16 protein-coding genes are annotated in these 18376 nt (G+C 70.8%); 10 read left to right on the top strand and 6 right to left on the bottom strand.

Annotated features, from left to right (window positions below; all coding sequences use genetic code 11):
* Positions 1–38 precede the first annotated feature (38 nt).
* Positions 39–620 (bottom strand): TetR family transcriptional regulator, encoded by a 582-nt coding sequence (locus ACFYQ6_RS26550; RefSeq protein WP_361575706.1) that lies wholly within the window; start codon positions 618–620, stop codon positions 39–41.
* Positions 621–739: 119 nt separating this feature from the next.
* Here ACFYQ6_RS26550 and ACFYQ6_RS26545 point away from each other — a divergent pair, with 119 nt between their 5' ends.
* Entirely contained in the window at positions 740–2212 is a 1473-nt protein-coding gene (locus tag ACFYQ6_RS26545) for an FAD-dependent monooxygenase (protein ID WP_388765254.1), read from the top strand.
* A gap of 68 nt (positions 2213–2280) precedes the next feature.
* Here the strand turns inward: ACFYQ6_RS26545 and ACFYQ6_RS26540 are convergent, their stop codons facing one another.
* Positions 2281–2802, bottom strand: a complete 522-nt coding sequence (locus ACFYQ6_RS26540) for a hypothetical protein (RefSeq protein ID WP_388765252.1) — start codon at positions 2800–2802, stop codon at positions 2281–2283.
* A 193-nt stretch (positions 2803–2995) separates the two neighbouring features.
* Between ACFYQ6_RS26540 and ACFYQ6_RS26535 the strand changes: the two genes are divergently transcribed.
* From ACFYQ6_RS26535 to ACFYQ6_RS26525, 3 genes are all read left to right on the top strand, one after another.
* A complete protein-coding gene (locus tag ACFYQ6_RS26535; RefSeq protein ID WP_361575715.1) occupies positions 2996–3331 on the top strand; it encodes a YnfA family protein in 336 nt (111 codons plus the stop codon).
* A gap of 62 nt (positions 3332–3393) precedes the next feature.
* Positions 3394–4152 (top strand): SDR family NAD(P)-dependent oxidoreductase, encoded by a 759-nt coding sequence (locus ACFYQ6_RS26530; protein ID WP_361575718.1) that lies wholly within the window; start codon positions 3394–3396, stop codon positions 4150–4152.
* Positions 4153–4321: 169 nt separating this feature from the next.
* Positions 4322–5206 carry a hypothetical protein gene (locus tag ACFYQ6_RS26525; RefSeq protein WP_361575721.1) on the top strand — a complete coding sequence of 295 codons (885 nt, stop codon included), beginning with the start codon at positions 4322–4324 and terminating at the stop codon, positions 5204–5206.
* A gap of 52 nt (positions 5207–5258) precedes the next feature.
* Here ACFYQ6_RS26525 and ACFYQ6_RS26520 read toward each other — a convergent pair whose 3' ends face one another.
* Complete coding sequence (locus ACFYQ6_RS26520) at positions 5259–6452, bottom strand: RtcB family protein (RefSeq protein WP_361575724.1); 1194 nt, start codon at positions 6450–6452, stop codon at positions 5259–5261.
* Between the two features lie 173 nt (positions 6453–6625).
* Between ACFYQ6_RS26520 and ACFYQ6_RS26515 the strand changes: the two genes are divergently transcribed.
* The 3 genes from ACFYQ6_RS26515 (at position 6626) to ACFYQ6_RS26505 (ending at position 10080) form a co-directional block, all read left to right on the top strand.
* Complete coding sequence (locus tag ACFYQ6_RS26515) at positions 6626–7444, top strand: DUF3558 domain-containing protein (protein WP_361575727.1); 819 nt, start codon at positions 6626–6628, stop codon at positions 7442–7444.
* 246 nt (positions 7445–7690) lie between these two features.
* On the top strand, positions 7691–8542 hold the full coding sequence (locus tag ACFYQ6_RS26510) for a DUF3558 domain-containing protein (RefSeq protein ID WP_361575730.1): 852 nt from the start codon (positions 7691–7693) through the stop codon (positions 8540–8542).
* Between the two features lie 182 nt (positions 8543–8724).
* A complete protein-coding gene (locus ACFYQ6_RS26505; protein WP_361575733.1) occupies positions 8725–10080 on the top strand; it encodes a DUF2637 domain-containing protein in 1356 nt (451 codons plus the stop codon).
* Between the two features lie 70 nt (positions 10081–10150).
* On the opposite strand, the gene lysS is transcribed toward ACFYQ6_RS26505, so the two are convergent.
* Positions 10151–11902, bottom strand: coding sequence for a lysine--tRNA ligase (lysS, locus tag ACFYQ6_RS26500; protein ID WP_388765248.1), 1752 nt, complete (start codon positions 11900–11902; stop codon positions 10151–10153).
* Positions 11903–12047: 145 nt separating this feature from the next.
* On the opposite strand from lysS, the gene argS reads away from it, so the two are divergent.
* Positions 12048–13817, top strand: coding sequence for an arginine--tRNA ligase (gene argS / locus ACFYQ6_RS26495; RefSeq protein ID WP_388765246.1), 1770 nt, complete (start codon positions 12048–12050; stop codon positions 13815–13817).
* A 104-nt stretch (positions 13818–13921) separates the two neighbouring features.
* Here argS and ACFYQ6_RS26490 read toward each other — a convergent pair whose 3' ends face one another.
* On the bottom strand, positions 13922–14410 hold the full coding sequence (locus tag ACFYQ6_RS26490) for a carboxymuconolactone decarboxylase family protein (protein ID WP_361575741.1): 489 nt from the start codon (positions 14408–14410) through the stop codon (positions 13922–13924).
* A 196-nt stretch (positions 14411–14606) separates the two neighbouring features.
* On the opposite strand from ACFYQ6_RS26490, the gene ACFYQ6_RS26485 reads away from it, so the two are divergent.
* Positions 14607–15551: an RNA polymerase sigma-70 factor gene (locus ACFYQ6_RS26485; protein ID WP_361575744.1), complete on the top strand. Its 945-nt coding sequence runs from the start codon at positions 14607–14609 to the stop codon at positions 15549–15551.
* Positions 15552–15614: 63 nt separating this feature from the next.
* On the opposite strand, the gene ACFYQ6_RS26480 is transcribed toward ACFYQ6_RS26485, so the two are convergent.
* The gene (locus tag ACFYQ6_RS26480; RefSeq protein ID WP_361575747.1) at positions 15615–17024 is read right to left on the bottom strand and encodes a helix-turn-helix domain-containing protein; all 1410 of its coding nucleotides are present in this window, start codon (positions 17022–17024) and stop codon (positions 15615–15617) included.
* Between the two features lie 394 nt (positions 17025–17418).
* On the opposite strand from ACFYQ6_RS26480, the gene ACFYQ6_RS26475 reads away from it, so the two are divergent.
* Entirely contained in the window at positions 17419–18189 is a 771-nt protein-coding gene (locus tag ACFYQ6_RS26475; protein WP_361575750.1) for a DUF4232 domain-containing protein, read from the top strand.
* Positions 18190–18376 lie beyond the last annotated feature (187 nt).

The raw sequence follows: 18376 nt of genomic DNA, 5'->3' as shown, positions 1-18376 counted from the left end.
CTGCTCTCCTTTACGGGTGCCCGGCCCGCTGTTCTCCTCTACGGGTGCTCGGCCGTCAGATAACGCTGGACCGTGGGCGCGAGCCAGCTGACGACCTCCTGCCGGGACATCGCGACGGCGGGTTCGATGCGCAGGACGTAGCGCGCGAGCGCCATGCCCAGGATCTGTGAGGCGACGAGGGCCGCCCGGCGGGGAGCGTCGGCGGGGTCGGGGCAGACTCCTGCGGCTGTGGGCCCGAGCTGCTCGGCGAACACGGCCCGCATCCGCTCGGCGCCGGCTTCGTTGGTGACGCCGACCCTGAGCAGTCCCGTCAGCACGTCGTCCTGCTCCCAGCGGTCCAGGAAATGTTCGACGAGGACAGCGCCGACGTGCTTTCCGGGCAGGGCGCCCAGGCCCGGTATCCGCAGATCGATCTCCGACGCGGCGGCGAACAGGCCCTCCTTGGAGCCGTAGTAGCGCATCACCATCGACGGATCGATCCGGGCGTCACGGGCGATGGCCCGGATGGTGGCGCGCTCGTACCCGTCGGCCGCGAACCGCTCGCGGGCCGCTTCGAGGATGGCCGCCTTCGTGGCGTCCGAGCGGCGCGGGGAGGCGGCGGAAGAGGCGTTCGCTGTCATGCCAACGATCGTAGGCCAACAAGCGTTGACATGCCACACCTGCCCGCCCTACCGTTGCCAACAAGCGTTGACCAACGACCGTTGGCCAACATTCGTTGGTATTTGCTCGGGAGGCCGCCATGACCGGCACGTCCAGCAGGGAATCCAGCTCCACCGCCACCACCGACGTCGTCGTCGTGGGTGCGGGCCCCACCGGCATGCTCCTCGCCGGTGATCTCGCCGCCCAGGGCCTGTCGGTCACCCTCGTCGAGCGCCGGCCCCGCGAGACGGGCAATCTGACGCGCGCCTTCGCCGTACACGCACGCACCCTGGAGATCCTGGACGCCCGCGGGCTCGCCGATCCGCTCATCGCCACCGGCACGGCCCTGAGCAGGATGCGGCTCTTCGGCCGGCTCTCACTCGATCTGTCGCGGCTGCGCAGCCGCTTCCCCTTCCTCCTCATCACCCCGCAGTACGAGGTGGAACACCTGCTGCGGAACCGCGCGCTCGGGGCCGGCGTGGACTTCCGGTACGGCACGGAACTGCTCGGCCTGAGCCGGTCCGACACCGGCGACACCGTCACCGCGGAGATACGCGACACCGAGGGCACCCGCTCCACCGTCGGGGCGCGCTACCTGGTGGGGACCGACGGTGTGCACAGCTCCGTCCGCCGGGCCCTCGGCCTGCCCTTCCCCGGTGAATCCGTGATCAGGTCCATCGTCCTGGCCGATGTGCGGCTCACCGAGACCCCGCCGGGGCTGCTCACGGTCAGCGGCCGGGGTGACGCCTTCGCGTTCATCGCCCCCTTCGGTGACGGCTGGTACCGCGTCATGGGCTGGAACCGCGCCCGGCACGCCGACGACAGCGAACCCGTGGAGCTCGACGAGCTGCGCGAGACGGCCCGCCTCGCCTTCGGCACCGACTACGGGATGCATGACGCCCGTTGGCTCTCCCGCTTCCACAGCGACGAACGCCAGGTGCCCGCCTACCGCACCGGCCGGGTCTTCCTCGCCGGTGACGCCGCCCACGTCCACTCACCGGCGGGCGGGCAGGGCATGAACACCGGCCTCCAGGACGCGGCGAACCTCTCGTGGAAGCTCGCGGCCGTGCTGCGCGGGCAGGCCGCCGACCCGGAGGCCCTGCTCGACAGCTACCACGGCGAGAGGCACCCCGTCGGCTCCCAGGTCCTGCGCGCCAGCGGCGCGATCATCCGCCTGGCCATGGCGAGGACACCACTGCAGAGATCCCTGCGCGCAGCCGTCACGCGCCTGTTGTCGGTGGTGCGGCCGGCCGCGGACAAGGCCGTCGGAAGGATCTCCGGCGTCGGCATCTCCTACGCCGCGCCGAGGGGCAGCCACCGCCTGGTGGGCAGGCGCGCTCCCGACCTGCAACTCGTCGAGGGGCGGCTGCTGGAGCTCCTTCGCGACGGCAGGTTCGTGCTCGTCACACCGCCTGGCGCCCCGGCCCCGGCCGGCCCGGTGCCCTTCGTCCACGCGCACTGGGCGAGCGACCGCACCACCACCCTGCTCGTCCGCCCGGACGGCCATGTCGCCTGGGCGGGCGAGCGCCCCGACCCCGAGGCGCTGGCTCAGGCACTCACCCTGGGCCGGTGAGCCCGGTGCCCCGATGGCCGCTCCGGCGGGCCTCGGACCCACCGGATCCCAGCAGACCGGAAGGCGCGTCAGAAGGCGTAGGCGTCGCCCGTGGCGGGAGCCAGGACCTGGTGGGTGTCGTTGCGCCTGTTCCGGTCGCTCGCGCCGCCGTTCCAGAGCGTGTCCACCCGCACGACCACCTCGGCCGGGCGGCCCACGAGGCGGAGGCCGACCGCCGTGCGCCGTGCCTCCCCGGCCCCGTTCAGCGGCCCCGTACCGCACAGCACCGTGCGGGCGCCGCCGCGCAGACAGTTCTGGGGCAGTTCCTGTCCGGCTGCGAGCGGCACGGAGAAGCGCAGCCGGACGGTCACGTCCTCGACCCGGGACGGCCCCCGGTTCCCGGACCGCAGCAGGACCCCGAGGCGGTCGCCCCACAGCGAGACGCGACCATGGTGGGCCACATCCGCCTCCGGCGCGATCCCCCGGGCCGCCGGTCCGGCGGCGGCCGCGGGCTCGGCGACGGCGGACAGTCCCGGGCCGCCGAGCAGCATGGCCGTCGTCAGCGCGGTGGCGACGGATGTCTTCAGCGCAGCTCTGCGCATCGCTCCCATGCGCCGAACATACCGATCGCCCTCAATCATCCCTGTTCGAGGAGTGGTTCGCCGCACCTCGCCCACCCGCACGGCCCACCGCGACGCCGAGCAGGTGCGAACCGGATCCCTGTCGATCCTGACCGCTCCCGCGCTCCCGCCTCCCGCACTCCCGCCGCCCCGCCTCCCGTGCCCCGCGTGGCACGCTGAGGCCATGCTCATCGCTCGCTCCATCGCGCTCTTCGCCGTCGCGGCGCTCTTCGAGATCGGCGGCGCCTGGCTCGTCTGGCAGGGCGTGCGCGAGCACCGCGGCTGGATCTGGATCGGCGCGGGCGTCGCCGCCCTCGGCGTCTACGGCTTCGTGGCGACCCTCCAGCCGGACGCCGACTTCGGCCGCATCCTCGCCGCCTACGGCGGGGTGTTCGTCGCCGGGTCGATCGCCTGGGGCATGGTCGCGGACGGCTACCGCCCCGACCGCTGGGACGTGACGGGAGCGCTGATCTGCCTGGCCGGCATGGCCGTGATCATGTATGCCCCCCGCGACCACTGAGGAGGCCCTCGGAAGGCCCGCCTATCCTGGCCCCGTACCGATCAGCTGTCCGAGGAGTTCGCATGGCCGCCACCCCCATCGCCGTCATCACCGGTGCGAGCAGCGGCATCGGCGCCGCGACCGCCCGGCAGCTGGCCGCCGCCGGATACCGCGTGGTGCTCACCGCGCGCCGTAAGGACCGCATCGAGACGCTCGCCGCCGAGCTCACCGACGCCGGCCACCAGGCGACGGCGTACGCCCTCGACGTCACGGACCGCGCGGCGGTTGATGAATTCGCCACGGCGTTCCGCTCGCTGGCCGTCCTGGTCAACAACGCCGGCGGCGCGCTGGGAGCCGACCCGGTCGCCACCGGTGACCCCTCCGACTGGCGCCAGATGTACGAGACCAACGTCATCGGCACGCTCAACGTCACCCAGGCCCTGCTCCCCGCCCTCACCGCGAGCGGGGACGGCACCATCGTGATCCTCTCCTCGACGGCGGGTCTCTCCACCTACGAGGGCGGTGGCGGTTACGTCGCCGCCAAGCACGGCGAGCACGTCCTCGCGGAGACCCTGCGCCTGGAGATCGTCGGCACCCCGGTCCGGGTGATCGAGGTCGCTCCCGGCATGGTCAAGACCGAGGAGTTCGCCACGACCCGCTTCCGCGGCGACACCGAGAAGGCCGCCAAGGTCTACGCGGGCGTCGACGCCCCGCTCTCCGCGGACGACGTGGCCGACACGATCACCTGGGCCGTCACCCGCCCCAGCCACGTCAATATCGACCTCCTGGTGGTCCGCCCCCGCGCCCAGGCCTCCAACTCCAAGGTCCACCGCACCCTCTGAGGACAGCGCACGCATGAGCTGCCGAAACTCGTACGGGTGATCGCGGCATCTCACGCACCAGACGACGGAAGCCCTGCCTATGGTCGCTCACAACAGCACACAGAACGGCCCTCGGCCCGGATTGCACTCCTGACCGAGGACTTCACCACCAAGGAAGTAGGGCCTCCCCGTGGCTGAACACGACCCTATTGCCCCCGGCCCTACCGAAGTCGACGGTCTCCTGTCGGCCGGTACGTCGTTCATGGACCTCGAGGATCCCCGTTATGCCTACATGTTCGGCTTCCTGCAGGCCGACGGCCATCTCGCTGCGGGAACCGGGCGGAAGGGACGCCTGACCGTTGAGATCAACGTGCGGGACATCGCGATCCTCCACGAGTTCCAGCGCCTGACCCCGTACAGCAGCAGCATCACCGAACGCGTCCGAACCACGAATTTCTCGGAGAACCACCACTCGGCAACCTGGTCCCTCTGCGCCCTGGAAGCCAGGAACAAGATCAACGAGCTGGGCCTCCCCTACGGGAGGAAGTCGAAGCGAATCGCTCCGCCAAGAGTGGAGTTCTCCCGCCGCGACTATCTGCGCGGGGTCATCGACGCCGATGGCTCCATCGGCCGCACGAGTCAGGATCTGCCGTTCATCTCGCTGACCACGGCCAGCGCTGCCGTCGGAGCGTACTTGTGCCGGTTCGCCAAGAAGATCACGGGGGCCCGCCGCGAGATCGGCCGTAATGCGCGGGACAAGATCTACAACGTCCTCTACACGAAAGAAGCCGCTGTGGATCTGGCTGGCCATCTCTATTACCCGGGCTGCCTCTCTCTCGCACGCAAACAGGCTGCAGCCGAGACCCTGCGCTCGTGGGAGCGCCCCGCAGCAATGCGTGTGCGGCCACCGAGCCGCCGCTGGAAGCCGTGGGAGGACCGCATTTTGCTGAGTCTCGGCGACGTCTCCGCCTCAGCCATCGAACTGGGCCGCAGCGAGGCCAGTTGCTCGATACGTCTCTGGCGGCTGAAAACCGGCCAGGTCGAATTCTCTCCGCACAACCCGAACAGCCTTTGAACCAGCGGCCGGGGCAGGTGGCGCCGCACGGTAGGCCGGCCCCCTGCCCTCCTCAGCCCTTCACGCACACGACCTGCTTGATCTTCGCGACCACCTCGACGAGGTCACGCTGCTGGTCGATGACCTGCTCGATCGGCTTGTAAGCGGCCGGGATCTCGTCCAGGACTCCGGAGTCCTTGCGGCACTCCACTCCCCGTGTCTGCTCCTCCAGGTCACGCGTCGTGAAACGGCGCTTGGCCGCGTTCCGGCTCATCCTCCGCCCGGCTCCGTGGGCAGCGGAGTTGAACGCCTTCTCGTTGCCGAGGCCCTTCACGATGTAGGAGCTCGTCCCCATGGAGCCGGGGATGATTCCGTACTCGCCCGTGCCCGCGCGGATCGCGCCCTTGCGGGTGACAAGCAGGTCCATGCCCTCGTACCGCTCTTCCGCGACGTAGTTGTGGTGGCAGGAGATCTCGCGCTCGAAGACCGGCTTCGCCTTCTTGAACTCCTTGCGAACCACGTCCTTGAAGAGCGCCATCATGATCGCGCGGTTGTACTTGGCGTACTCCTGGGCCCAGTAGAGGTCGTTTCGGTAGTCGGTCATCTGCGGAGTATCTGAAATGAAGACCGCCAGATCCCGATCGACCAGGCCCTGGTTGTGCGCCAGCCCTTGGGCAATACCAATGTGATGCTCGGCCAGCTCCTTGCCGATGTTCCGGGAGCCGGAGTGCAGCATCAACCAGACGACTCCAGCCTCATCGAGACAGAACTCGATCATGTGGTTACCCGAGCCGAGCGTGCCCATCTGCTTCGTGGCACGGTCCTGCCGGAATTTGACGGAGTCGGCGATCCCGTCGAAACGCGACCAGAAGTCGTCCCAGCCCGCCGTCGGGAAGCCGTGCAGCTTGCCGGGCTCGACCATGTGGTCGTGCATCCCACGGCCCACGGGAATCGCCTGCTCGATCTTCGACCGGAGCCGCGAAAGGTCTCCCGGCAGGTCGTTGGCGGTGAGCGACGTCTTCACCGCGGACATGCCGCAGCCGATGTCCACGCCGACCGCGGCCGGACAGACCGCACCGTGCATCGCGATCACGGAACCGACCGTCGCCCCCTTGCCGAAGTGGACGTCCGGCATGACGGCGAGGCCCTTGATCCAGGGCAGCGTGGACACGTTCCGCAGCTGCTGCATCGCGACGTCCTCGACCGACGCCGGGTCCGCCCACATGCGGATGGGAACCTTCGCACCCGGTACCTCTACATACGACATGACCCCTCGATTCCCCCGAAAAAGACTGATAGCGCAAAACCGGTGCCAAAGGTCGGCATAGCGGTTGGCCGACCGGCATTCACAGCGGCGCGTGCGATACACATTGTGTCCATCGGCCGCCGACGAGCGGCAACCCGTTTTCGTACCGAAGGGAGCCTGGGACCGTGCGACACATGGCGTACGTACCCGGCGTCGCGCTCCTCGCAGCGCTCGTCGCCGGCTGCAGCGCCGGCTCCGACGCCGACGATTCCGACGCCGACAGCAAGCCCGGCAGCCCGACGGTGACGGCCGCGCCTCCCGGCAAGTACCGGACGCTGCCCGAATCCTGCCGTGCCGTACCGCGTTCCACCCTGCAGGACCTGCTCCCGGGCGCCGCCGGCCTCTCGGAGCAGCAGCAGGAGAAGGTGTACGAGGGCACGGCCACCGTGACCTACGACACCGACCGCAAGGTCGGCTGCCGCTGGAAGTCGGACGCCCCCGACGCCTCCCGGAACCTCTCCATCGATTTCGAACGCGTCGTGTCGTACGACCCGGCCGTGAGCGACGACGACCGCGCCCGCGAGGTGTACGGGAAGAAGCAGGACGCCGCGGCCCTTCCGGCGCCGAACGGCGCCACCCCCAGCGAGAAGCCCGCGAAATCGGCCTCGGGCTCCCCCGGCACCACTCCCTCCGGCTCCCCGGGCGGCTCGTCCTCCACGTCCCCCTCCGGCGAACCGTCCCCCGGCACCACCGGGGTGGACCCCGACGAGGATCTCCGGCCGCGTCTGCTCGACGAGCTCGGGGACGCCGCGTTCCTGGACGATGTGCTCACCCGGGCGGGTTCCACCGCGCAGCACCGCACCGTGAGCGTGGTGTTCCGCACATCGAACGTCATCGTGACCGTCCAGTACACCGAGCAGCCCGCCGACGTCACCGGGGTGCCCGACAGCCGGGAACTGCAGGAGAAGGCCCAGGCCCTGGCCCGGAAACTGGACGAGACCCTCAGCGACTGACCTGCCTCCGGAGGTCGCCCGCCGTGCTCTCCCGCACGCCCCGTGACCTCCGGGCGGGGGCGGCATCCGGTCGCGGTCCGTCGTACCGTGGCCCCCGACCGCCATGCCGACCGACCGCCAGGACGACCGACCGCCAGGACAATCGCCCGCCGTGGCGACCGACGACCGACCGCCGCGAAGACCGGCCTCCGTACAGCCCGACCGCCCGCACGACCGTGACCGCCGTGCCGTCCGAGTGAAGGAACCATGCACCGATCAGCCCCGCGACTGTCCCGCATACTCGCCTGCGCCGCCGTTCCGGTGATGCTCGTCGTCGCCGGCTGCTCGTCGGACTCCGGCGACGCGAAGGAGTCGAGCTCCTCGGCCTCGCCCAGCGCGAAGAAGACGGAGCCGGCCGTCGAGCCCGCCAAGTTCTCGACCCTGCCCGACGCCTGCGCGTCGATCGGCAAGAAGACGATCGAGGACCTGGTCCCCAAGACCAAGACCAAGAGCGGCACCCCGGGCAAGTCCAGCGACGCCGCCACCCGCGGCGGCTGCTCCTGGAACGGCCTGGACGACAACGGCGTCAAGGGCTCGCAGTACCGCTGGCTCGACGTCGGCTTCACGCGCTTCGACTCCGACCAGTCCCTGGGCAGCGGCGCGAAGCGCGCCACGGAGGAGTACACCAAGCAGGTCTCCAAGGCGCAGGCGACGGAGGGCGCGAAGAAGGCCTCGGCCAAGCCCGCCGAGGACATCGGTGAGCAGGCCACCGCGGTCACGTACAGCCTGACCAAGTCGAAGGAAGACTTCGAGTACGCGACGGTCGTGGCCCGCACCGGAAACGTCGTCGTCAGCGTCACCTACAACGGCGCCGGGTTCGCGGGCGCCAAGACGCCGACCGCCGCCGACATCCTCAAGGGCGCCCGGAAGGCCGCCACCGAGGCCGTCGCCGCGGTCGAGAAGCCCGCGGCCTCCCCGTCCGCCAAGGCCTCGTCCTCCGCCAAGCCCTCCGCTTCCGCCAAGGCCTCGTCCTCCGCGAAGGCGACGTCGAAGGCGACCGCGAAGACGACCGCGAAGGCCCCCGCGAAGACGACGTCGAAGGCGACCGCCAAGTCGTGACCGGCGCCCGGCAGGGGCACGAACTCCCCTGACCAGAGGGCTCCTTACGTGGCCCGGTGCTCCCGTGAGTACCGGGCTTCGCCCCCTCCCCGCGCAACACGACCGGCCGGCATGTGCCAGGCTGTGCCCGCGCCGGATACCGAAAGCGGACCCGGTTCGTTCAAGTCGGGAGGGGATCGCGGGTGGCCGCAATGCAGCTGACACGCACGCACCGCGTACTCATCGGGGTCGTCGTCGCCGGCGCCGTGCTCATCGCCGCGATCGGTTTCGCGGGCTCGTACGCAGCCGTCCGTGAACTCGCGGAGGAGAAGGGCTTCGGCCAGTTCTCGCTCGTCTTCCCGATCGGCATCGACGCGGGCATCTGCGTCCTGCTGGCACTGGACCTGCTGCTGACGTGGATGCGCATCCCGTTCCCCCTGCTGCGCCAGACGGCATGGCTCCTGACCGCGGCGACGATCGCCTTCAACGGCGCCGCCGCCTGGCCGGACCCGCTGGGCACCGGCATGCACGCGGTGATCCCGATCCTGTTCGTCGTCGCCGTCGAAGCGGCGCGGCACGCGGTCGGCCGGATCGCGGACATCACGGCGGACAAGCACATGGAGGGCGTCCGCCTCACCCGCTGGCTGCTCTCCCCCGTCCCCACCTTCAAGCTGTGGCGCCGGATGAAGCTGTGGGAGCTGCGCAGCTACGAACAGGTCATCAAGCTCGAACAGGACCGGCTGATCTACCAGGCCCGCCTCCAGGCCCGCTTCGGCCGCAACTGGCGCCGCAAGGCACCCGTCGAGTCGATGATGCCGCTGCGCCTGGCGAAGTACGGCGTCCCGCTCGCCGAGACCGCCCCGGCGGGCCTCGCCGCCGCGGGCATCGAACCGGCCCTGCTGCCCCCGGCCCCGGTCGCGGTGGAAGCCGAGCAGCAGCCCCAGCTCCCGTACGCACCGCAGGCACAGGGGCCCCGGAAGGAACAGCGGGAGGCACAGCACGAGGACCCGGCGCACCAGCAGGCCCAGCCGCAGCAGCAGTACCCGCAGGAGGGCCCCGGCTCGCACGACAGCCCGTGGTTCGCGGCGCCGCAGGTGCCGGAGGACGCGTACGAGAGCGCGTACAACCCGACGTACGTCGAGGGCCTGGAGCCCACTCCGGTGATGGTCCCCTCCGGTCCGGGCGGCCGGACCCGTCCGCTCGGCAACGTGGGCACCATCGGCGCGTTCCCGCACCCCCGCGCCGCGGAACCCGAGCCCGGCCACCAGCTCGCGCGGCAGGCACCCGAGGAGCAGGACCCGGAGCAGCAGGACCAGGTCCAGCAGGACGACCCGGCCGAATGGGCCGAGGCCGAGGTCGAGTTCAGCGAGATCGCGTACGAGGTGTTCACCGCGTACACGCACCAGCACCAGGACTACCCGAGCGCCGAGGTGCTCGACATACACCTGTCGGACGGCCACAACGTCCGCCACCCGCGCAGCGCCGCCCTGCTCCGCAGGCTGCTGCCGGGCTTCAAGCAGCGCTTCGACAACGAGATGGCCGCGGACCACATCGCGTAGCCGCGGAAGCGGGCAGAAGAGAACGGGCGGGCCGCTGAGCGGCCCGCCCGTTCTCACCTCCGCGGTGTCGTCACGCCCCGAGCAGCGTCCGCACCCGGTCCGCCCCGACCGCGAGCAGCAGCGTGGGCAGGCGCGGCCCGGTGTCCCGGCCGACGAGCAGCCGGTACAGCAGCGCGAAGAAGGAGCGCTGGGCGACCTTCAGTTCGGGCGTGGGCTTGGCGTCGGGCTCCAGGCCCTCCAGCACCTTCGGAACGCCGTAGACGAGCGTCGTCAGCCCGTCCAGCGACCAGTGCGAGTCGAGTCCTTCGAGCAGCAGCCGCAGCGACTCACGGCCCTGCTCGTCCAGGGAGCCCAGGAGCTCCTTGTCGGGCTCGTCACGGACGACGGTGCGGGCCTCGGCCGGGACCTGGGTGGTGATCCAGTTCTCGGCACGGTCGAGCCGGGGCCTCGCCTCGTCGAGCGAGGTCAGCGGGTTCTCCGGGTCGAGCTCGCTGAGGATGCGCAGCGTCTGGTCCTCGGCGCCCGCCGTGATGTCGGCGACCGAGGCCAGCGTGCGGTACGGCAGCGGGCGGGCGGTGCGGGGCAGCTCCCCCGCGGCCGTGCCGACGGCCCGGGAGTAGGCGGCGGCGTCGGCGGGGAGCACCGTGCCGTCGGCCACCTTGCGGGCCAGCGAGTCCCACTCGTCGTACAGGCGCTGGATCTCCTGGTCGAACGCGATCTTGAACGACTGGTTCGGCTTGCGGCGGGCGTACAGCCAGCGCAGCAGCGGCGCCTCCATGATCTTCAGCGCGTCGGCCGGGGTCGGCACGCCGCCCTTGCTGGAGGACATCTTCGCCATGCCGGAGATCCCGACGAACGCGTACATCGGGCCGATCGGCTGGACGCCGTCGAAGACCTCGCGCACGATCTGGCCGCCGACGACGAACGAGGAGCCCGGCGAGGAGTGGTCCACGCCGCTGGGCTCGAAGATCACGCCCTCGTAGGCCCAGCGCATCGGCCAGTCGACCTTCCAGACCAGCTTGCCGCGGTTGAACTCGTTCAGCCGGACCGTCTCGGCGAAGCCGCAGGCCGAGCAGGTGTAGTTCAGCTCGGTCGTGTCGTCGTCGTAGGAGGTGACGACGGTGAGGTCCTTCTCGCAGTTGCCGCAGTACGGCTTGTACGGGAAGTAGCCGGCCGCGTTGGAGCTGCCGTCGTCCTCGCTCGCCGCGCCGGAGCCCTCGGCGGCCTCCAGCTCGGCCTCGTCGACCTTCTTCTGCTGCGGCTTCTTGCCGCCCGCCGCGCCGTCCTTCTTGGTCCGGTAGCGGTCCAGGACCGCGTCGATGTCGGCGCGGTGCCTCATCGCGTGCAGGATCTGCTCGCGGTAGGTGCCCGCGAGGTACTGCTCGGTCTGGCTGATCCCGTCGTACTCGACGCCCAGCTCGTCCAGCGCCTCGGTCATGGCGGCCTTGAAGTGCTCGGCCCAGTTCGGGTACGCCGACCCGGCCGGGGCGGGCACCGACGTCAGCGGCTTGCCGATGTGGGCCTGCCAGGAGTCGTCGACGCCCTCGACGCCGTTCGGCACCTTGCGGTAGCGGTCGTAGTCGTCCCACGAGATCAGGTGGCGCACGGTGTGCCCGCGGCGGCGGATCTCGTCGGCGACCAGGTGCGGGGTCATGACCTCGCGGAGGTTGCCCAGGTGGATCGGGCCCGAAGGGGAGAGGCCGGAGGCGACGACGACCGGTTTGCCAGGCGCACGTCGCTCCGATTCGGCGATGACATCGTCCGCGAAGCGGGAGACCCAGTCGGTCTCGGTGCTGCTCTGACTCGAAGCCACGGTCGGCACGTCCTTCTCTCGTGTAGGACTCGTAGGGGACGCCCACGAAGGGCACCCCCATTCTCCCAGGTACCGACCGCAGCGCGAAAACGGCTTTACGCCCCGTGGGATACTGGGGTGATCCCTTGTCCTCTACCGAAACGGCAGCCGGCTCATGGCTTCGGTCCCCTCCCTCGCTTCCACGCTCCAGCAGCAGCTCGCGGACGCCCTGACGGCAGCACTGCCGGAAGCCGGCACCGCGGACCCGCTGCTGCGCCGAAGCGACCGGGCCGACTTCCAGGCCAACGGCATCCTGGCGCTCGCCAAGAAGCTCAAGGGCAACCCGCGCGAGCTGGCCGCCGAGGTCACCGCGGCCCTTCCGGCGGGCGAGCTGATCAAGGACATCGAGGTGTCCGGCCCCGGCTTCCTGAACGTCACGCTCACCGACGGGGCGATCATCCGCACGCTCGCCGCGCGCGCCGCCGACGGTGACCGGCTCGGCGTCCCGCCGAAGGCCGATCCCGGCACGACCGTGATCGACTACGCACAGCCGAACGTGGCCAAGGAGATGCACGTCGGCCACCTGCGGTCGGCGGTCATCGGCGACGCCATGGTCCAGATCCTGGAGTTCACCGGCGAGAACGTCGTCCGGCGCCACCACATCGGCGACTGGGGCACCCAGTTCGGCATGCTCATCCAGTACCTCTTCGAGCACCCGGACGAGCTGACGCACGCGGACGACAAGGCCGACGGCGAAGCGGCGATGTCCTCGCTGAACCGTGTCTACAAGGCGTCGAGGGTCCTCTTCGACTCCGACGAGGAGTTCAAGGCCCGCTCGCGCGACCGGGTGGTGGCCCTCCAGGCCGGAGACCCGGAGACGCTGGCGCACTGGCAGCGCTTCGTCGACGAGTCGAAGATCTACTTCTACTCCGTCTTCAACAAGCTCGACATGGAGATCGCCGACCCCGACATCGTCGGTGAGTCCGGCTACAACGACATGCTCGAGGAGACCTGCCGGATCCTGGAGGAGACGGGCGTCGCCGTCCGCTCCGAGGGCGCCCTGTGCGTGTTCTTCGACGACGTGAAGGGCCCGGACGGCAACCCGGTCCCGCTGATCGTCAAGAAGACCAACGGCGGCTACGGCTACGCCGCCACCGACCTCTCCGCGATCCGCGACCGGGTGCAGAACCTCAAGGCAGACTCCCTGGTCTACGTCGTCGACGCCCGGCAGTCCCTGCACTTCAAGATGGTCTTCGAGACGGCCCGCCGCGCCGGCTGGCTGAACGAGGACGTCAAGGCGCACCAGCTGGCCTTCGGCACCGTCCTCGGCAAGGACGGCAAGCCGTTCAAGACCCGTGAGGGCACGACCGTCCGGCTGGAGGACCTGCTGGACGAGGCCGTCGAGCGGGCCACCGCCGTGGTCCGGGAGAAGGCCGAGAAGGTGGGCCTGTCCGAGGACGAGATCATCGAGAACGGCCGGTACGTCGGCGTCGGCGCCGTGAAGTACGCGGACCTGTCGACCTCCGCCGTACGGGACTACAAGTTCGACCTGGACCAGATGGTGTCGCTGAACGGCGACACCTCGGTGTACCTCCAGTACGCCTACGCCCGGATCCGCTCCATCCTGCGCAAGGCGGGCGACGCGAAGCCGGCCGCGCACCCGGAGCTGGAGCTGGCCCGGGCCGAGCGCGCGCTCGGCCTGCACCTGGACCAGTTCGGCGCCGTCCTGGAGGAGGTCGCCGAGGGTTACGAGCCGCACAAGCTGGCCGCGTATCTGTACCAGCTGGCCTCGCACCTCACCACGTTCTACGACCAGTGCCAGGTCCTGAGCGAGGAGAACCCGCCCGAGGTCGTCGAGAACCGGCTGTTCCTCGTCGAGCTCACCGCCCGGACCCTGCACCAGGGCATGAAGCTGCTCGGCATCAGGACGCCCGAGCGCCTCTGACCCTGCGTCCGGCGCCGCACGGCGCCGGGCCCCGGACAGCACGGATCGCCCGTGCGGGACATGGTCCCGCACGGGCGATCTCGTACCCGCCCCCAGGCGGTGGCTCAGTCGAAGGCGGCGGCGAACATGCCGGGCTCGTAGGAGCCTCCCCGCTGGTGCAGGATGACGGCGAGCCGGTTGGCGGCGTTGATCAGGGCGACCAGCGAGACCAGCGCGGCGATCTGGTCGTCGTCGTAGTGCTTGCGCACCAGGGCCCAGGTCTCGTCGGACACCCCCTGGTGGGCGTCGGCGAGCCGGGTGCCCTCCTCGGCGAGTGCCAGCGCGGCCTGCTCGGCCTCGGTGAACACGGTGGACTCCCGCCAGGCGGCCACGAGGTGGAGCCGTACCGCGCTCTCGCCCGCGGCCGCAGCCTCCTTGACGTGCATGTCGATGCAGTGCCCGCAGCCGTTGATCTGGCTGGCGCGCAGCGACACCAGCTCCTGTGTGGACTTCGGCAGTGCCGACTGCTGGATCACCAGGCCGGCGCCCGCGAACCGCTTGGCGAACCTGGAGCCGAGGTCGTTCCCGAAGATGTCGAACCGTGCGTCACTCATGATGTCGTCCTCACTCGTGGTGCCTCTGCCGGATCGGTGCCTCCGTCGCACCGGACGAACACGAGATGCCGGCCACCCGCCGCGTGTGACAGGACGCCGACGTGACGTACGCCACCGTCGGCGGGTGTCACAGAAAGGCGGGGTCCGGCGTCTTGTGCGCGTGACACCGTCGGGAGCCAACAGGCAGGAGCAGCGCGTGAAGAGCGAGCAGAGCGGACCAGCGCACGCGGAGAACCCGTCCGGACGTCCTGTCGAGGCCGGGCGTGCCGATCCCGCCACCGAGACGTTCGTGACCCATCGCAACCTGCTCTTCACCGTCGCCTACGAGATGCTCGGCTCGGCCGCGGACGCGGAGGACGTCCTGCAGGAGACCTGGCTGCGGTGGGCGGACGTCGATCTCGACGCGGTACGGGACCGGCGCGCCTACCTGGTCCGGATCACCACGCGGCAGGCCCTGACCCGGCTGCGCACGCTCGGCCGCCGCAAGGAGTCCTACGTCGGCACCTGGCTCCCCGAGCCGCTGCTCACCACGCCCGACGTGGCCGAGGACGTCGAACTGGCGGACAGCGTCTCGATGGCGATGCTGCTGGTGATGGAGACCCTCGCCCCCAGTGAGCGTGCGGTGTTCGTGCTGCGCGAGGTGTTCGCCCTCGACTACGAGGAGATCGCCGAGGCCGTCGACAAGAGCCCGGCAGCGGTCCGGCAGATCGCCCACCGGGCACGCGCCCACGTCGCGGCGCGACGGCCGCGCGGGAGCGTCTCCCCGGACGAGACCCGCGAGGCGCTCGACGCGTTCCGGGGCGCGGTGGAGACGGGCGATCTGCAGACCCTGCTCGACGTCCTCGCGCCGGACGTCGTCCTCCTGGGTGACGGGGGCGGGGTCAAGCAGGCCGTCCTGCGGCCGATCGTGGGAGCCGACAAGGTCGCCAGGCTGCTGATCGCCGGACTGGGAAGGACCTCCGGACCGACGTTGCGGCCCGCTCACGTCAACGCCGCCCCGGCCCTGGTCGTCCGGCTCGGGGGCGAACTCGACACCGTCGTGGCGGTGCGCATCGACGACGGCCTCATCACGGGGCTCTACGCCGTGCGCAACCCCCACAAGCTCTCCCACATGCGGCAGGAGACGTCCCTGCGCCGCTGACCCGTGACGGGACGAGCGGAGGCAGGGGTGCCGGGGCGCGCGACGCCCGCCCCGGCACCACCCTCAGTACTCCTCCTCCGGGACCCACTGGTCCGTGTCCGCGCGGTAGGAGAAGTGCGGCCGGGCCGCGAGGGCGCTCGTACGGAACGGCTCGCCCCGGTCGTCGATCCGCAGGGTCCCGCTCCGGCCGCCGCTGGTCCAGTCCAGCTCCAGGTACCAGGTCACGTCGTGCCCCTCCACATGGGCGTCGAGGTGGAACACCTCGACGTCCGTGGAACTCACCCGGTAGGGGAAGTCCTTCGCGGGGACGACCTTGCCCGCGTCCTCCCCGGCGACGGGGGCGGACCGGGGCCGGCTGTCGTCCAGGTCGATGTCGAACGTCTGTGGTGTGATGCCGCCCCCGCAGCCGTTCCCCATGGAGTACGCGTTCCAGGGGAGCGCCGCCTCGCGCCCCAGCACCCGCACGTGCAGGGCGTTCAGCACGACCGCCTCCCCCGACGTCCCCTGGAGCGTGAGTTCGAGCTTCATGTCGCCGCCGTCCACACCTCCGAGAGCCCGCGCCCAGCTGCGGGAGTCCTGGGGCGGGGGGTTCGGCGGCACGTCATCGGGCTCCTGGTCGAGGAGGTAGTACTGCCCGCAGGGTGACTCCCAGTTGTACGAGCTGATCGTGGCGTTCACGGGTACGCCGCCGCTCTCGTCCGGGGCGCCGGAGGCCGCCGGAGGGGCCGCGGACGAGCTGCGCCCGCCGGCCGGGGTGGCGTCCTCGCCGGGCTTCGCCGACGTGCCCGCCCCCTTGCCCGGCTTGGCGCTGCCGCTGACACGGCCGGAGGGCACGACCTGCGCGAGGCTGGGCTCCGCCTGCGTACGCCCGTCGTCGGACGGCTCGTCACCCGTGAGGCTGCGGACGGCGAAAGCGGCGGGCACGGTGAGCGCCACGACGGCCACCGCGGTGAGCAGCACACGCAGCCGCCGTGTGGGCCGCCGCCGCTCGGGCGTACGGTCGCCGGGGCGGGGAGCCTCGGGCGTCACGTCCTGCGCGGGGGATTCCGTTTCCGGCTGAGGAACAGCTTCCGTTCGGGCCTCGGGCTTCGCTTCCCCGGCCGTGGATCCCCCGGCCGGGGCGCCCTCGGCGACGGCGTCCTCGACCCTGGGTTCCCCGGCGCCGGGCTCCCCGGTTCCGGCCTCGGGAACGGCGGCCGGAGCCGGCGCCGGCTTCCGCGCGCCCCGCCGCTTGGCCTCGTCGGCCAGGATCCACTTCCGGTGCAGGGCGACCAGTTCCTCGGACGAGGCCCGGCACGCCCGCGCGAACCGCTCGACGGGCGCGTACTCGTGGGGAACGGCGTCGCCGTTGCAGTAGCGGTGCACGGTCGACGTACTCATGTGCAGCTTCTGGGCCAAGGCCCCGTAGCTGAGTCCCGACCGCTCCTTCAACCCCCTCAAGAGCGCCGCGAAGTCCTGGATCTCTGTGTCCACCCCGACCGTTCCCCTTCTGTTCCTTCCCGGAACGGCGTCCCAGGGAAGTGCTGTTCGCGCAGGTCAGAGTGTGTGCGAACGTTCCAGCGTCCCGCATGGCCCGCCAACCGTTGCGGCGGAAATCCGAGCCTGGACAAGATGTGGACACACCGCGGCGTTCCCCGCGACCAGCACATCCCACCCTCACCCGTCCCGGGAGCCGCCGTGCGTACTCGACCTGAACTCAGCCTGACCGACGCGGTCGCCACCGGAGTCCTGATCGCCTGCATCGCGGTCGTCATCTCACTCCTGTAACGCCTCTGATCACGCGTCACCACCCAGTACACCCGCCCGCACCTCAAGGCGCCAAACGGCGCCCCGGGCAGACCTCACCAACGAACGGGGAGAACCACTCATGCGCACCATCCGCTTCCGCCGCGCCGCCCGCACCTCCGTCCTGGGCGCCGCCGCCCTCGTCGCCGCCCTGTCCCTCACCGCCTGCCAGAGCGACAGCCCCGCCCCCGCCGACGACGCCGCCGGCACGTCGTCCCAGCAGCCTGCCGACGGCGCCTCCGCGGCCCCGGTGTCGGACAAGGGCTCGGACACCGGTACGGACCGGGGCACGACCACGGGGACGGGCAAGGCGACGGCCGGAGGATCGGGCGCAGCCGATTCCGGTTCGGGTACCGCCAAGGATTCCGGTTCCACCGGCGGGCAGTCCGGCGCGAAGCAGCCGCAGGGCAACGGTGACACCGCCCCCGTCACCCTCGCGTGTGACGGGCGGAACTCCAAGGTGACCATCACCGCCGTGCCGCGGCCCGTCAACCACATGCTGCTCACGGTCACCAACACCGGCTCGAAGGCCTGCAACGCCTACTACTACCCGTTCCTGCGGTTCGGTGAGGCCCAGTCCGCCCCGCAGGCGTTCGAGGAGAGCAAGCCGCAGGCCGTGGTCACACTCAGCCCCGGCGAGTCCGCCTACGCCGGCGTCAGGACCTCCTCCGCCGACGGGAGCGGCACCGGCGGCTACTCCACCAAGGACCTGACGGTCAGCTTCCAGGGCGCCTCGGGCTCCGGCTCCGTCGGCCGCTCGGCGAACGTGCCGCTCAGCAAGCCCGTGTACGTCGACAGCACCCTGGCCGTCACGTACTGGCAGACCGAGATGGACGACGCGCTCATGTACTGAGCCCCGCCCGCGTACCGGGCCCGGCACCCCTGGACGGGTGCCGGGCCCGGTCGCGTTCTCCCCGCCCCCCGTCCCTGACGGCAGCCGCCTTCGCCGCCCTCGACGTCATCCGTACCGACGTCGAGGGCGGCGACGTGCCGTGCGGGGGTCCGTCATGTCCGCCGCATAGCGTTCACTCACCATTCAT

Origin of the sequence: Streptomyces sp. NPDC005494 (assembly GCF_042872025.1) — a bacterium.
GTDB lineage: Bacteria > Actinomycetota > Actinomycetes > Streptomycetales > Streptomycetaceae > Streptomyces.
The sequence above is the reverse complement of the archived record's forward strand: the minus strand, read 5'-3'. Positions and strand labels throughout refer to the sequence as shown.